Consider the following 15,954-nt stretch of genomic DNA (forward strand, 5'->3'; position numbering starts at 1 on the left):
TTAAAAGCGTTATCTTCCTCCGTTTGCCTTTAAATCGGCTAAACATTGTGCATCTAATTTAGGTACTTGACCTCCAGAAATCATAGTGTCTATTCCCTGGCTTGTTTCTGCAGCAAAATACATTAAACAGCTCTCTTCAACACAGTGTCCTGCATGATCCGGGTCTTCGTGGTCACTTTGCAAGTCCGTTCCTATATTTGTTAATCCTAAAATATGTCCGAATTCATGATGAATTACAGCGGATTCTAACAAACTTCTCTCTGGCTCAAAAGTGCTGTTACTTAAACCTCGTATTGTTTCTTCATAAATTACAAAAGAAGTGTTCCAATAGGCAGAACCTAAAATTGAACCTTGGTTTGAATCTCTTGAAGAGTTTCCGTTGATAAACAATACCCAAACTGCAATTGTTGAACTAGAATTATATTGTGTTCTGAATTCTTTTTCAATATCCGCTACTTCTTCGGTAGTATATTCTGTTTTTCCTGTAGCTGAAATTTCCTTTTCAATAAACGTTACTCCTGCTGTTTTAAAAGTCCTATCTTCTATAAAGTTTTTAAAATTATCTAATGCTTCTTGTGTTGGTTTAAAGCCTTCAATAAAAGCAATTTCAACAATCATTTTATCAAACGTATTTGCAGAAAGTAAATCGTTAGCAGAAGACCCTGTTTGTTGTCTATTTGAAGCCACATTGATAGTGTCTCCTGTAGCTGGATCTATGATTTGTTCTGTTTCTTCTGAAGAACATGAAAAAAAGATGCTACAAACTAAAATTACTCTTAATATATTATGTTTCATTTTGCTTTTATTTAAAACTTTACAACTATTATAAACTTCTATAATAGTTGTAAAGTATCATTTATTTACTTGGGTTAAAGATATTAAATCTTCTTAAAAGCTAATGTTACAGAAGCGTCCGTTTTACTTGTTAAAGTAATAACTGTATCGCTATAAGCACTCACAATAAAATCATTTCCTAAAGCACTTACTGCTGTATTACTTGCAAAGCTAATATCTACAAAAACTTCGATTTCTGAACTTACAGTGTACGTTCCCTCAATTTCATCTAATGTTGCGTTTGCCTGGTTTTTAGCAACTATTTTTAAATCGTTCGTAAATTCTATCGTATAATCTGCATAGTCGTTTGCTGTTTCAACACCACCCGTAATAAAAGTTTCTACTTTAAATATAGATCCACTTAAGATTGCCTCTACTTCAACTGCACTTTCTGCTGCTTCCTCTTCTTCCTCTTCTGTTTGTAAACAATCTGAAATTGCACTTTGAAACTCTGCATCACTTCCTATTTGAATAGAAGTTCCGTTACTTGCAGTTACATTCATTGGATAATTTACTGAAAACAACTCGTCTGATTGTAAGTCTGACATAAATGTATACAGTTGTTGTTGTGATTGAATAACTACACTTCCTGTTTGTTCTATACTTACATTATAGGTTAACATTGTTATTGGAAAATCGATCTCTACACAAGAAATAGCGTCATTTCCTTCCTCTTCTGCACTTTCACATGCTTCTTTTAATTCGTCTAAGTCTGACTGGCTTTGTAAAGTAACTTGTGTATGACTGCTTGTTATTACTCTAATAGGAAATTGAAAAGTTACAACATCACTATCGTCATTAAATTCTCCCATAATATTTAAAACTGCTGAGAAATCTAATTTACTTATTATAGTAATACTTTGTCCGTTTACTGCTGCTGTTAATGGGAATAATAATTCTGTACAAGAGTTACCATCTAAAAAGTCGTCATCAGAACCGTCATTCTTAGCAGCTCTTTCATAATTAGAGGCAGTTGGCGATGTAGATGAATTTGCATTTGGATTGGTACCCACTTGTGAATTTTCTTCAGATTGACATGATGTAAATCCTAAAATTGCTGTGAAAGCAATTGCTGTAAATAATTTAAATGTTTTCATATTAATAGATTTAATGATTAATGTTTCTTGTTTATATAAGTAAAACAACTTTGTACTACTTTACCCTACTTATTCTTTTTTTGAATGGTTATTATTTTTGCCCATCTATAAGTAAAACAACTAAACGTTTATTTACCCTACCTTTGTCTTATAAAATTATAAGATTTTATATTTTAAACCCCCTTTATGACTGATAAATCACTTTGTGATGAAATTTATTTTAATAAGTTCTACTCTTCTCACATTCAGTCTGCAAGTAATTTTGCATACTATAAAAGCGGAGAGAAAAATACCTCTTTAGATTTAGCACAAGAAGCATTTATAAAAATTTGGGAGAATTGTGCTAAAATAGAATTTGAAAAAGCAAAGTCTTATTTATTTACAGTTATTAACAATCTTTTTTTAAATAAAGTTAAACACGAAAAAGTAGTTTTCGAATATGCCAAAAGCAGTCCTTATTTAGATGTTGATAACCAAAGTCCAGATTATTTATTAGAGGAAGAAGAGTTTAAAGACAAATTAAAAAGGGCAATTGCAGATTTAACTGAAGGAGAACGTGAAGTTTTTTTGATGAACAGAATTGATGGTAAAAAATACAGAGAAATAGCAGAACTATTAGAAATATCTCAGAAAGCAGTTGAAAAACGCATGTCATTAGCCTTAAAAAAATTAAGAAATAAAATAGACGGAATTTAAGGTAGGGTAAACTACTTTTTAAGTGTTACATATATAGAAGTACTAAAATATTGAAACAAGTTCATCAAAAATGAAACACGAAAAAGAAATATTAAAATGGCTAAACAAAGAAATCTCTGATGAGGAACTATTGCGTTTAAAAGAAACTGAAAATTTTAAAACTTTAGATAAAATTTCTCATTATAGTACTCAATTTGAAGTACCAAAAGTAGATGTAGAAAAAGCCCTTGTAGATTTAAAAAATAAGATAAAAAACAAGTCTAAGAAAGGCAAAGTTGTCTCCTTTAATTTTAAAAACTTATACAAATATGCTGCAGCAATTGTAATCTTAATAACTACTTCTTACTATTTATTTTTTAACAACCAAGTAGATTTTAATACCCAATTTGCAGAAACAAAAACCTTTAATTTACCAGATAATTCTGAAGTTATTCTAAACGCAAATTCAGAAATTACCTACTCTAAAACAGTGTGGAAAGAAAGTAGAAATTTAACTTTAAATGGAGAAGCTTATTTTAAAGTTAAGAAAGGAAAAAAGTTTACTGTAAATACAGAAATTGGAGAAGTAACCGTACTTGGAACTCAATTTAATGTAAAAGAAAGAGCGGGTTATTTTGAGGTAAAAACCTACGAAGGTTTGGTAAGTGTCTCTTATAAAGACACACTTGTAAAATTACCTAGAGGAACTATTTTTAAAGTAGTCAATGGTATTATAGATACAACCAATACTTTTGATGTAAGTGAAAAATCTTGGTTACAAAAAGAATCCAACTTTAAAAGCATACAACTTCGTTTTGTTTTAGCTGAAATAGAAAATCAGTTTGGTTACAAAATAGAAACAAAAGATATTGACTTAAATAAATTATATTCTGGTGGTTTTACCCATACAGATATCAATATTGCATTGAAATCTGTAACAATTCCGTTACAATTATCATATAAAATTGAAGGTAAAAAAATTACTATATTTAATTATGGTGAATAAAACCTTACTTCTATTTATTAGTTTTTTTTTAGTTGTAAGTGTTAGTATTGCCCAGGATTCTAAAGAAAAACTGGCACTTTCTTCTTTGTTATTAGATCTTGAAAAAACGTACACTATTAAATTTTCTTATTCTGATACTGATGTAAAAAATATTTTTTTAGAACAACCAAAAAACGGAATAACGCTAGATGCGTTATTATTATTTTTAAATGAAAAAACATTTTTACAATTTAAAACTTTAGACAATAGGTATATAACTGTATCTTTTTTAAATAAGAATGTTTCTGTCTGTGGGTTTGTTTTAAATGCAAAAACATTAGATCCATTGTTGTTAACATCTGTAAAAGTAAATGGTTCTAAAATAGGAACTACAACCAATAGTGAAGGTGTTTTTTATTTAAATAATATTGCTATAAATTCTACGATAAGTATTTCTTTTATCAGCTTTAAAACTAAAACAATCACTACAAAAGATTTATTTTCTAATACAGGTTGTAAACAACTATTTTTAGAAGAAGCAGAAGAAGAATTATCAGAAATTACCATAGATAATTTTTTAACTTCAGGGTTGCAAAAAAGTGATGATGGGAGTACTGTTTTAAACACAGAAAAATTCGGAATTTTACCTGGTCTTATAGAACCAGATATTTTAAAAACCATTAAAATCCTTCCTGGCGTAGAAAGTATCAACGAAACTGTTTCTAATATAAATGTTAGAGGTGGTACAAATGATCAAAACTTAATACTTTGGGATGGAATTAAAATGTATCATGGAGGTCATTTCTTTGGGTTAATTTCTGCCTATAATCCGTATTTAACAAAAAAAGTTACGGTTACTAAAAACGGAACAAGTAGTCGATTTTCAGATGGAGTTTCATCAACCATAAATATGAAAACTTCTAATAGAATTACCAATAAAATTTCTGGTGGTGGAGGTTTTAATTTATTAAGCGCAGATGCTTTTGTGCAAGTTCCAATAAAAGAAAATTTAGAGCTTCATGTTTCTGCAAGAAGATCTTTTACAGATATTATAAACACCCCTACCTATAATAATTATTTATCCCGTAGTTTTCAAGATAATTCTATTGCTTCTAATGCTATAAATAATTCGGAATCAGATTTTTATTTCTTTGATTATTCTATTAAACTCTTATATGATATTAATTACAAACATTCGATTAGAACTAATTTTATTCATATAAAAAACAATTTAGAGTATCTTGAACAATACACTTCTAACAACACTATAATTGAAGAAAATAGTACGTTAAAACAAGAAAATTTAGGAGCGAGAATTAGTTGGGATACAGATTGGAATTCTAAATTTTCTACCAGTGTATCTGCCTTTTTTTCAGGGTATAAAATAAACTCTACAGATGATAATAGGGATACAGATCAGTTTCAAACGCAGTTTAACAATGTGTTAGAAACAGAGATAAAACTGAATTCTAAATATGAATTTTCTGATGTGCTGCACTTTTCTAACGGATTGGTATTTAATGAAATTGGTATTGTAAATAGAACCTCTGTAAACGCGCCAACCTTTTCCAAAATAGAAAAAGATGTATTGCTAAAAAGTGCCTTATTTTCTGAAATTGAATATCGTAAAAAGAACACGTATGCTAGATTTGGATTTCGTACAAACTACTTTCATAAATTTAATAAATTCATAATTGAACCAAGAATTAACATCCGACAAGAACTAAATACTGAAATTTCTATAAAGTTAGAAGGTGAATTTAAGAACCAAACAACGGCTCAAAAAATAGATTTTGAAGATAATTTTTTAGGGATAGAAAAAAGAAGGTGGATTCTTTCTGATGAGGAAAACACTCCAATAATGAAGAGCAAACAAGTGTCTTTTGGTATCGATTATTCTAAAGATAAATTATATCTTGATATTACTGGGTTTTACAAGAAAGTAGATGGCATTACAGCTGCAAATCAAGGGTTTTATAACAATACCCAAACAATTAATTTTATTGGAAATTATGAAGTACAAGGTGTTGAATTTTTAGTAAATAAAAAAACAGCTTTAATTAGTACTTGGTTAAGTTATACCTATGCTAAAAATAATTATACTTTTGATATTTTTGACCCACAAACATTTTCTAATAGTTTAGATATAACACACTCTTTAAGCGCCGCTTTTAACTATAATTTTACCAAAGATTTAAAAGTTTCTTTAGGCGGAATTTTACGCTCAGGAAAACCATATACAAAACCTGTAGTAGGAAATGAAACCATACAAAATGGAAATAGAACTATTGTAAATTATGATAATCCTAATGATCAAAATTTAGATGATTTCTTTAGAATTGATATTTCTGGAAGTTATAAATTTAATATTTCTGATGCTGTAAAATCTACTTTTCGTATTGGTTTTACCAATATTACGGATAGAAAAAACATCTTAGATTCTTATTATGTAATAGATAATTCAAGTACAAATAATGTAAGAAGAGTAGATAGTTATTCTTTACCTTTTACACCTAATTTAAGTTTTAGGGTTCGTTTTTAAATAGCATCTCTGTCCATTCTAATATGAGGAATTCCATCTTCTAAATATTCGGCTCCTACTTGAATAAAGTGATGAGATTCGTAGAATTTTTTTAAATATTTTTGCGCAGAAATTGTAATTTCATCAACTTTAAAATAAGTTTCTACCGCTTTTATAGAAGCTTTCATTAAATCGTGACCAAAACCATATTTTCTTTCTGAAGCTGCAATTACAACTCTACCAATACTTGCATTATCAAAATAATCTCCTGGTTTAAAAATACGTGTATACCCAATAATTTTATCATTTTTAAAACCAAAAACGTGTAAAGATTTTTGGTCTTTACCATCTACATCTTGATACACACAATCTTGTTCTACCACAAAAACTTCAGATCGTAATTGAAGAATTGCATACAATTCTGTAGTAGTTAATTCTTGAAAGGTTTTTATTTGGAAATTCATTATTTTAAAATCTAAATGTTCTTGATACAATTTCGCTAAAAAAACCGAAATCACTCGAAATAACAACACCTTTTATCATCTCAAATAAAAATTATGCCACTTCGAGCGAAATTCTTTTTTTTAGAATTTTATATTGAGAAGGTTTTTATCCAGCACAAGAAATTTTATTTACTCTAGTACCATGTCTTCCTCCTTCAAATTTGGTGTTTAAAAAGATATCTACAAAACCAATAGCTTGTTGTAAAGAAACAAAACGAGCAGGAATTGTAAGAATATTTGCATTATTATGTTGTCTTGTTAATGCAACCAATTCATTATTCCAACAAAGAGCAGCTCTTATACCTTGGTGTTTGTTTGCCGTCATTTGCGCACCATTACCAGAACCACAAAGAATAACTCCTAATTCTGCTTTACCAGATTCTACAGCGTCTGCAGTTGGGTGAATTGCATCAGGATAATCCATAGAATCATCTGTATCGGTTCCAAAATTTAGAACTTTATATCCTTTTTCTTCTAAATGTTTTATAATTTCGAACTTATATTGGGTACCTGCGTGATCGTTACCAATTGCAATTGTCATAATTTTTTAATTTAAAGATTATCTTTACGAGTAAGAATAATAAAGTAATTTTTTTTAATTTATAAAAAGATTGCTTCATTTCATTCGCAATGACATAGTTAGAACAACAAAAATACAGAAACTAACGGTTATCAACAGTTATAAACAATGTAAATTTTAAGTTTTTTAATAACCTTTTAGTTTTTAACTCTTTATCTATATTACCTAAATGTTAAGAAGTATCAGTAAATTTTTACAAGTATTTTTGGTGAATTAAAAAATTATTACAATACAGTGAGTAGTTTCACATACACAACTTTTTTTATGAGTTTTTGATAAAAGTTTATCAACATAAAATTTACAATTTATTTACATAGATTGGTTTATTAACTATTAAGAAAAAGCAGTTAATTACTATTTATAACTATTGTTAATAACTACAATTTTATATTGATTTTTAAGCTTTTAAATAACTAACAACTTGTTGTTCGTTTTTAATAACTGATATAATATAATAAAAAAGTAAAATTTTATAGTAGCTATTCACACACTATTATAACCATCATTGTTTTTTTTAAAATTTAAAAAGAAATATAATTATAATATATAATGTTGATAACTGTTAAAAACATAAAATTTTAAAATTGAAATATTTTGAAATGAAAATAAAGAGAAAAGGAAGTTTTTAAAAAAGAAGTAAAAATAAAGAAACAGGCTAAACTGTTTTCTGTTCTGTTTTTAAAAGAGAAAGTGTATCCCTTTGTAATTCTACAGTTTCTTTTTGAGGCTCAATTTTATTCAAAGAAGAATTTATACTCATTACAGTTATAATAATACCTGTAACAAATATAAAAGCGAATAAAGCAAAAATTTTATGTAAGTTTTTCATCTTAAAATTGTAACCTCTTATTATAAAGACGTTTTATTTTAACAAACGTTACATTTTTTTTAAGATTTCTTTAACTTAATGAAACTCTAATTTTAAAATCACGTAGTGATGTATAAAATTAGTAAGTTGAATTAATCCCGTTTACAAACGGGATCTATTATTTAATTTTAAAAGGTTTAGATAGTAATCAACCAGACATTTTGATTTAATTCACCACAAAATTAATCGCTTTTTCTATTATTTTAACGTTCACTTTACCTGTTCCAATTAATTCACCATCTGCTTGAATAAAAGGTTTTGAGTTTTGTGGAATCACAGTTATTTGTTTGGTTTTATACGTCTCAATCTTTTTATGATAAACGATAGTTCCGTTATATAATTTTTTAATATTAAATATTAAATCGAAAATTGTTAGATTTTTAGCAATTGTAATATCAAATAAACCATCAGTAGTATGTACTTCTTTTGTAAACTGCATTCCACCACCAGAAAATTTACAAATTCCAAATAAGGTCATTAAACAGTTGGTTTCTATTATTTTATCATCAAAAATAATTTTAAAATTAGATTTTTTATAAAATAATAAACCGGCCAAACCACTTAATAAATAAGCAATTGAACCAAAACTTTTTAGCGTTTTTAGTTTATTAACAATATATCCATCATATCCTAAACCAGCTACATTATTAAAGTAAGTAATACTTTTATCTTCCGTTTCTAAAACACCAATATCTTGTAGTGTTATTTTTTTATGATGGATGATTTCTATCGCTTTTTCAACATTATTTGGTATATTATATGTTTTTATCCAATCATTTCCAGTTCCTTGTGGAATCACTGCAATAGTTATATCAGAAGTTTTTACATACCTTTGCAGCATTATTCCGTTAACTACATTGTGCAGTGTTCCATCTCCGCCAATCGAAATAATATTTCTAAAACCTTTTTGAATAGCGTTTTGTACCAATTCAATTTCGTGTTTAGAAAATTGAGTAAAAACAAAAGAATAGTCTATGTTCTTATTTTTAAGTAATTGTTGAATTTCTTTCCACTGTTTAGAAAAATTCCGATTTCCAGCAATAGGATTTGCAATTATAAACCAAGATTTAGACATAAATAATAATTAAAGAAAAGCCAAAATACAATATTAGATTGATAACTGTTTTTTAATATAGTATCAAAGTAATTAATTGTAATTTGCAATTGATGTTAGTTAAAGTAAAAAACACTCTAATTAACAAGTAAATAAATAATATAAATGACAAAAAAGAAGAAAGCAATATTTAAAAAGAAAGGGAATGTTGTAAAAGACTTAACTAGAAATATTTTTAGAATATTAAATGAAGACAGCGAAAAATCATATAATCACAAACAAATTGCTGCAAAATTAAAGATTTCTGATACGGATGGAAAAACCCAAATAGTAAAGAAATTAGCAGAATTGGCTGGAGAAAAAAAGATTAAAGAAGTAGATAGAGGTAAATTTCAAATACAGATAGATAAAAAATATTCTGTTGGTACTTTAGATGTTACATCTACAGGAAATGGGTATTTTATTTCTGATGATTATGAAGATGATATTTTTATACCAAATATAAATCTTGGTAAAGGTTTACATCAAGATACGGTTAAAGCATATGTTTATAAAAGACGAAGTGGAAAAAAATTAGAAGCAGAAGTTGTTGAAATTTTAGAACGTGCAAAAACAGAATTTGTTGGTGTTTTACAGAAGAATAAGAACAAGAATTTTGGTTTTGTAATAGCAGATAACCATAAAATGTACGCAGATATTTTTATTTCAGAAAATAAAATGAATGGTGCAGAAGATGGAGATAAAGTACAAGCTACAATTTCTGATTGGCCTAAGAATTCTAAAAACCCGTTTGGTAAAATTACGGCAGTTCTTGGTAAACCAGGAGAGCATAATACAGAAATGCATTCTATTTTATTAGAGTATGATTTACCTTACGAGTTTCCACCAGAAGTAGAAAAAGATGCGCAATCAGTTTCTTTAGAAATTACAGAAAAAGAAATTTCTAAACGTAGAGATATGCGTAAAGATTTAACTTTTACCATAGATCCAAAAGATGCAAAAGATTTTGATGATGCATTGTCATTTACAAAATTAGAAAATGGGAATTATGAAATAGGAATTCATATTGCAGATGTATCGCATTATTTAGAGCCAAAAACTATTTTAGATGATGAAGCTTATGCAAGAGCAACCTCTGTTTATTTAGTAGATAGAGTAGTACCAATGCTACCAGAAATATTAAGTAATGGCGCTTGTTCTTTAAGACCTAATGAAGAAAAATTAACTTTTTCTGCCGTCTTTGAAATTAATGAGAAAGCAGAAATTATAAAGGAATGGTTTGGTAGAACAGTAACCTATTCAGACCAACGTTTTGCCTATGAAGAAGCGCAATCTATTATAGAAAATTGTAAATTATCTGATGCTATTAAGCCTTATACAATGCCTTTAGATATTTCTATTTTAGATAAAGAATATGAAGTAAATCCAGCTATTGTAGAAGCAACTTTAAAGTTAGATAAATTGGCTAAAATTCTTCGTAAAAAAAGAATGAAACAAGGTGCAATTTCGTTTGATAGAGTAGAAGTGAAGTTTGATTTAGATGAAAAAGCAAACCCAGTTGGTGTTTTCTTTAAAGAATCTAAAGATGCTAATAAATTAATTGAAGAATTTATGTTATTAGCAAATAGAAAAGTAGCAGAATTTATCGGTTTTTCTAAAGGAAAAGCAACTAATAAAACCTTTATTTATAGAGTACATGATGAACCAAATGATGAGAAATTAGCAGCATTACAAAATATTATTAGAAAATTTGGCTATAAAATTAATACGGATACTAAAGAAACTACTTCAGATTCTTTAAATAAGTTATTAAGTGATGTTCATGGTAAAGCAGAATCTAACATGATTGAGACTTTAACAATTCGTACTATGAGTAAAGCGGTTTATACAACTCAAAATATTGGGCATTATGGATTAGCTTTTAACTATTACAGTCATTTTACATCACCAATAAGACGTTATCCAGATGTAATGACACATAGATTATTACAACATTATTTAGAGGGCGGAGACACGCCAAAAGCACTTTCTTATGAAGAAAAATGTAAACATTCTTCAAATAGAGAAGAATTAGCTTCAAAAGCAGAACGTGCTTCTATTAAATACATGCAAATTAAATACATGCAAGATCATAATGATGAAGTGTTTGATGGTGTAATTTCTGGTGTTACAGAATGGGGAATTTATGTAGAAATTTCTTCTAATAAATGTGAAGGAATGGTAAGGATTAGAGATATAAAAAGCGATCATTATATTTTTGATGAAAAACAATATGCTATTGTTGGGCAATCTTCTAAAAAAATATATCAGTTAGGAGATGATGTAAGGGTGCAAGTGAAAAAAGCAGATTTAGAACGTAAACATTTAGATTTTAATTTAATTGAAGATGAATAAATTTAACGATATTGTTACAATAAAAGATTAAAAAAGCCTTTATAATGGTATACTTGTTTCTTTAAGTAAAATAAGTAAATTTTAAAATGATGAAAAAAATAACATTTATTTGTATTATACTGTTAAGTTACATAACAATTGCACAATCTACTATCACTAAAAATTTAGGAGATTATACGACACTAAAAGTTTATAATGGAATAGAGTTAGAGCTTATAAAATCTAATGAGCAAAAATTAGAAATAACGGGTGAAAAGTCTGAATTAGTAAAAGTAAAAAACGTAAATAATACTTTAAAAATATCTTTACCTTTTTCTATAAGACCAGCAGAAAACTCAGCTGAAGGTAAAATTTTTGTAAAAATTTATTACAATAAAAATATTACTTTAATTGATGCAAATGAGGGTGCAACTATTACAGCTAAAGATTTTAATCAAGATAAAATTGAAGTAAATGCACAAGAAAGAGCTTTTATTACGTTAACAACTACTGCAAATTATATTTCTGTTAGAGCTTCATCAGGAGGTATTATTAAACTTTCTGGAACTGCAAAACATCAAGATGTAGATGTAGATTTATATGGAATTTATCATGGTTACAATATGAAAGTTTCTGGAAACTCTGCAGTAAAATCTGCAACAGGAGCAAAAGCAGAAATTTTAGCTGGTGATGTTTTAAATGCAAAAGTAAGTTTTGGAGGTTCTATTTTTTATAAAGGAAACCCGGATATTGTAAAGGATAAAAAAGTAATAGGAGGTATTATTCAAAAAAGAAATTAATCCAAGTAAAAACAAAGTATTAAAATATTAACCTTTTTTGTATCTTTGTTTTATTAAAAATAAGAAATAATGAATAGTTTAGCTATATTTTTTGGAATGATTGGTGGGCCACAAGTAATTATTATTGTTGTGGTAGTGTTATTGTTATTTGGAGGAAGAAAAATTCCTGAATTAATGCGCGGCTTGGGAAGCGGAATTAAGGAGTTTAAGAATGCTGCCAAAGAAGAAACTGAAGACAAAATAGAAGATAAAAAGTAACTTAGTATACTTCTAATTATAATTTAAAAAGCTCAACTTGTATCTACAGGTTGAGCTTTTTGTTTTAATATAAACGGAACTAAAACAAACATAAATGTTTGCGTAAAAAAAACAACTCCAAAAGCCAATTTAAAATGGGTTTTTGGAGTTGGTTCAAAAAAGTATGGCTTTCTAAGCCAATTTATAAGATGTATTTTAAGCCTTTTTAAAAGAACAAATTTATTTATTCAACTCTTTTGGTTTTTGATTTTTCATTGCTTCACCAATTTGATTACTTGCAGTAAAACTTGCAACCATATCATTTAACATAGTGCTTCCTGCTTGAGGTGAGTTTGGTAATAAGATTAAATTACTATTTGTTTGTTGACCAATAGACTGTAAAGTATCATAATGTTGGGTTACAACAATTAAAGCAGATGCTTCTTGAGAATTGATACCAACCTTATTTAAAACTTCTACAGACTCTTCTAAACCACGTGCAATTTCACGTCTTTGATCTGCAATTCCTTGTCCTTGTAAACGTTTACTTTCTGCTTCAGCTTTTGCACGTTCTACAATTAAAATACGTTGTGCATCTCCTTCATACTGTGCAGCTACTTTTTCTCTTTCAGAAGCATTAATTCTATTCATTGCTATCTTTACTTGAGGATCTGGATCAATATCGGTAACTAAGGTTCTAATGATATCAAAACCGTAATCTAACATTGCATCATTTAATTCTGTTTTTACAGCAATTGCAATATCATCTTTTTTAACAAAAACATCATCTAATTTCATCTTTGGAACTTCTGCTCTAACAACATCAAAAACATAAGAAGTTATTTGATCATGAGGATAATCTAACTTATAGAAAGCATCATATACTTTATCTTTTATTACCTTGTATTGTACTGAAACTTTCAATTTTACAAATACATCATCTAAAGTTTTTGTTTCAATAATTACATCTAATTGCTGAATTTTTAAGCTCAATCTACCTGCTACTTTATCAACAATAGGTATTTTTAATTGAAGTCCAGATTGTCTTATAGAATTAAATCTACCAAAGCGTTCTAAAATAGCAGCCGTTTGCTGTTTTACTACAAAAAAGGAAGCAAAAACAATAATTGCTCCAAGTACTAATATAATAGGTATTACTGGTAACATAGTATATTTTTTAAAAGTTAATAATCATTTATTGTAAAGATACTGAATTTCAGTAGTTATTTATTGGACGCAACTTTATAATATTGTTACAGTTTTAAACAGAAAAAACCTGTATAAATTATTTTTACACAGGTTTTTTAATTGTTTTGTAGGCTGATTATTCTTCTTTCGGAAAAATTTTGTAAATTTTTCTATTATACTTAATCCACTTTTTATATTGTTTTTCAGAAAGTAAACTTTTTATTGTTTTGTCTAATTTTAAATCTTCTTTTTTAAGGGTCTCAGAAATGGGTTTTAGATTTTCCATCATTACTTTTTGAACCTTTAGTTGATTAGAATAATCACCACTTTCCATAGCTAATTTTTGATAGTTATCAACCATATCTTTAGTACTTCTAAGTAAAAAGCTATTAATTCTAGTAAAACTTTTAATATCCTTATTGTACTTTGTTAATACTTTAGAAAACTGCTTTCCTTCTTCTGAGGCTAATTTTATTTTCGATTTTTTTGCAGATTTTTCAATGTCATAAAGTACAATTCCTAAGTATTTTTCTATTTTAAAATCAGGATCTGGCGCTTTCTGTTGCGTTTGCGGCATTTGTCTCTGACGCTGTCTTTGACCATTTCTATACCCATTCTGAGCTTGAATTATTGTTGTAAAAAGAAAAATAAAAAGTAGGACAATTTTTTTCATAATTATAGTTTTTCTATTGCATTTTTAATTCTATACATAGTTTCTTCTTTTCCAATCATAGCTATAATATCAAATAAATGAGGTCCAGCTAATTTACCAACTAAACTCAAACGTAGTGGTTGCATCACTTTACCAAAACCAATTTCTTTAGCAGTAATCCATTCTTTAATTTCTTTTTCTGTGTTTTCTGATGAAAAATCTTGAATCGTAGAAAGTACAGTAATTAATTCTTGCATTAATTCTGCAGTTCCTTCTTTCCAGTTTTTCTTTGAAGCTTTCGCATCATATTCTGTTGGAGTTTCAAAGAAGAAACTTGATAATTCCCAGAAATCAGCAACAAAAATTGCTCTTTCTTTAATGGAAGAAACTACTTTTTGAACGAATTCTTTTTCTTTAGAAATTCCTTTTTCTTCTAAAATTGGAATGTATAAATCAGTTAGTTCTGCATCAGATTTAGTTTGCATGTATTGCTGATTAAACCAATTCGTTTTATCTGGACTAAATTTTGCTCCAGATTTACTAACTCTAGCTAAATCAAAAGCTTCAACTAACGCTTCTAAAGAAAATATTTCTTGTTCTGTTCCAGGATTCCATCCTAACAAAGCCAACATATTTATAAAAGCATCAGCAAAATAACCATCTTCTTTATAACCACGAGAAATAGCACCAGAAACTTCATTTATATATTCTAATGGAAAGACTGGGAAACCTAATTTGTCTCCATCTCTTTTACTTAATTTTCCTTTTCCAACCGGTTTTAAAATTAAAGGTAAATGTGCAAATTTTGGAGAATCCCAACCAAAAGCTTTGTATAATAAAACATGTAATGGCATTGATGGTAACCATTCTTCACCACGAATTACATGCGAAATTTCCATTAAATGATCATCTACAATATTTGCTAAATGATAGGTTGGCATTCCATCAGATTTAAATAAAATTTTATCATCTAATGTATTTGTATCAATTTTAATGGTTCCACGTATTTCATCTTGCATTATCAAGGTTTCATCTTGTGGAGTTTTAAAACGGATTACATAATTCTCACCAGCATTTATCTTAGTTTGTACTTCATCAGCAGTTAAAATTAATGAATTTACTAAGCGTCCTTTTTCTCTATTATGCCAATTGTAAATAAAGGTCTTTCCTTCAGCTTCATGCCCTTTTCTATGACCATCTAATTGTTCTGAAGTATCAAAAGCATAATATGCCCAACCAGAATTTATTAAAATAGCTGCGTATTTTTTATACAGTTCTTTGCGTTCTGATTGACGATAAGGACCAAATTTTTCATTCTTTCCTGGACCTTCATCAAAAGGAATAGTACACCATTCTAAAGAATCTATAATATACTGTTCTGCATTTGCAACATAACGTGTTTGGTCTGTATCTTCTATACGCAACACAAAAGTTCCACCATGTTTTTTAGCAAATAAATAATTAAATAAAGCAGTTCTTACACCACCTATATGTAAAGGTCCTGTAGGACTTGGTGCAAAACGAACGCGAACATGAGATTCCATTTTTTCTTGTTTTAAAGCTGCAAAGATACTTTCTTAAAAGCAT

At 28.1% G+C, this 15,954-nt stretch carries 15 protein-coding genes; 6 read left to right on the forward strand and 9 right to left on the reverse strand.

Annotation, left to right across the window (positions count from 1 at the left end):
- Window positions 1–9: 9 nt before the first annotated feature.
- Together BTO04_RS10140 and BTO04_RS10145 are read right to left on the reverse strand one after the other, a co-directional pair.
- On the reverse strand, window positions 10–795 hold the full coding sequence (locus BTO04_RS10140) for a membrane metalloprotease (protein ID WP_087564388.1): 786 nt from the start codon (window positions 793–795) through the stop codon (window positions 10–12).
- Window positions 796–878: 83 nt separating this feature from the next.
- Window positions 879–1,931: a hypothetical protein gene (locus tag BTO04_RS10145; protein ID WP_087564389.1), complete on the reverse strand. Its 1,053-nt coding sequence runs from the start codon at window positions 1,929–1,931 to the stop codon at window positions 879–881.
- A 186-nt stretch (window positions 1,932–2,117) separates the two neighbouring features.
- Here BTO04_RS10145 and BTO04_RS10150 point away from each other — a divergent pair, with 186 nt between their 5' ends.
- The 3 genes from BTO04_RS10150 to BTO04_RS10160 all read left to right on the forward strand — a co-directional run bounded on the left by BTO04_RS10150 (window position 2,118) and on the right by BTO04_RS10160 (window position 6,133).
- Window positions 2,118–2,627, forward strand: coding sequence for an RNA polymerase sigma factor (locus BTO04_RS10150; protein ID WP_087564390.1), 510 nt, complete (start codon window positions 2,118–2,120; stop codon window positions 2,625–2,627).
- A 70-nt stretch (window positions 2,628–2,697) separates the two neighbouring features.
- On the forward strand, window positions 2,698–3,612 hold the full coding sequence (locus tag BTO04_RS10155; RefSeq protein WP_087564391.1) for a FecR family protein: 915 nt from the start codon (window positions 2,698–2,700) through the stop codon (window positions 3,610–3,612).
- Window positions 3,602–6,133, forward strand: a complete 2,532-nt coding sequence (locus tag BTO04_RS10160) for a TonB-dependent receptor (protein WP_087565384.1) — start codon at window positions 3,602–3,604, stop codon at window positions 6,131–6,133. The genes BTO04_RS10155 and BTO04_RS10160 overlap by 11 nt, the downstream gene beginning before the upstream one ends.
- Here the strand turns inward: BTO04_RS10160 and BTO04_RS10165 are convergent.
- The 4 genes from BTO04_RS10165 to BTO04_RS10175 form a co-directional block, all read right to left on the reverse strand.
- The gene (locus tag BTO04_RS10165; RefSeq protein WP_087565385.1) at window positions 6,130–6,576 is read right to left on the reverse strand and encodes a GNAT family N-acetyltransferase; all 447 of its coding nucleotides are present in this window, start codon (window positions 6,574–6,576) and stop codon (window positions 6,130–6,132) included. The two genes, BTO04_RS10160 and BTO04_RS10165, sit on opposite strands and share 4 nt — an antisense overlap.
- A gap of 145 nt (window positions 6,577–6,721) precedes the next feature.
- Window positions 6,722–7,156 (reverse strand): ribose 5-phosphate isomerase B, encoded by a 435-nt coding sequence (rpiB, locus tag BTO04_RS10170; RefSeq protein ID WP_087564392.1) that lies wholly within the window; start codon window positions 7,154–7,156, stop codon window positions 6,722–6,724.
- A gap of 694 nt (window positions 7,157–7,850) precedes the next feature.
- A complete protein-coding gene (locus tag BTO04_RS15365; protein WP_198342053.1) occupies window positions 7,851–8,024 on the reverse strand; it encodes a hypothetical protein in 174 nt (57 codons plus the stop codon).
- Window positions 8,025–8,229: 205 nt separating this feature from the next.
- A complete protein-coding gene (locus BTO04_RS10175; RefSeq protein ID WP_087564393.1) occupies window positions 8,230–9,138 on the reverse strand; it encodes a diacylglycerol kinase family protein in 909 nt (302 codons plus the stop codon).
- A gap of 144 nt (window positions 9,139–9,282) precedes the next feature.
- Here BTO04_RS10175 and rnr point away from each other — a divergent pair, with 144 nt between their 5' ends.
- The 3 genes from rnr (at window position 9,283) to tatA (ending at window position 12,548) form a co-directional block, all read left to right on the forward strand.
- Window positions 9,283–11,511, forward strand: a complete 2,229-nt coding sequence (gene rnr / locus BTO04_RS10180) for a ribonuclease R (protein ID WP_087564394.1) — start codon at window positions 9,283–9,285, stop codon at window positions 11,509–11,511.
- Window positions 11,512–11,600: 89 nt separating this feature from the next.
- The gene (locus tag BTO04_RS10185; protein WP_087564395.1) at window positions 11,601–12,290 is read left to right on the forward strand and encodes a head GIN domain-containing protein; all 690 of its coding nucleotides are present in this window, start codon (window positions 11,601–11,603) and stop codon (window positions 12,288–12,290) included.
- A gap of 69 nt (window positions 12,291–12,359) precedes the next feature.
- A complete protein-coding gene (gene tatA, locus BTO04_RS10190; RefSeq protein ID WP_087564396.1) occupies window positions 12,360–12,548 on the forward strand; it encodes a twin-arginine translocase TatA/TatE family subunit in 189 nt (62 codons plus the stop codon).
- Window positions 12,549–12,767: 219 nt separating this feature from the next.
- Here the strand turns inward: tatA and BTO04_RS10195 are convergent, their stop codons facing one another.
- From BTO04_RS10195 to gltX, 3 genes are all read right to left on the reverse strand, one after another.
- Window positions 12,768–13,694 carry an SPFH domain-containing protein gene (locus BTO04_RS10195; RefSeq protein WP_087564397.1) on the reverse strand — a complete coding sequence of 309 codons (927 nt, stop codon included), beginning with the start codon at window positions 13,692–13,694 and terminating at the stop codon, window positions 12,768–12,770.
- Window positions 13,695–13,851: 157 nt separating this feature from the next.
- The gene (locus BTO04_RS10200; RefSeq protein WP_087564398.1) at window positions 13,852–14,388 is read right to left on the reverse strand and encodes a hypothetical protein; all 537 of its coding nucleotides are present in this window, start codon (window positions 14,386–14,388) and stop codon (window positions 13,852–13,854) included.
- Window positions 14,389–14,390: 2 nt separating this feature from the next.
- Entirely contained in the window at window positions 14,391–15,911 is a 1,521-nt protein-coding gene (gene gltX, locus BTO04_RS10205; protein WP_087564399.1) for a glutamate--tRNA ligase, read from the reverse strand.
- Window positions 15,912–15,954 lie beyond the last annotated feature (43 nt).

This window comes from Polaribacter sp. SA4-10 (assembly GCF_002163835.1).
Classification (GTDB): Bacteria; Bacteroidota; Bacteroidia; order Flavobacteriales; family Flavobacteriaceae; genus Polaribacter.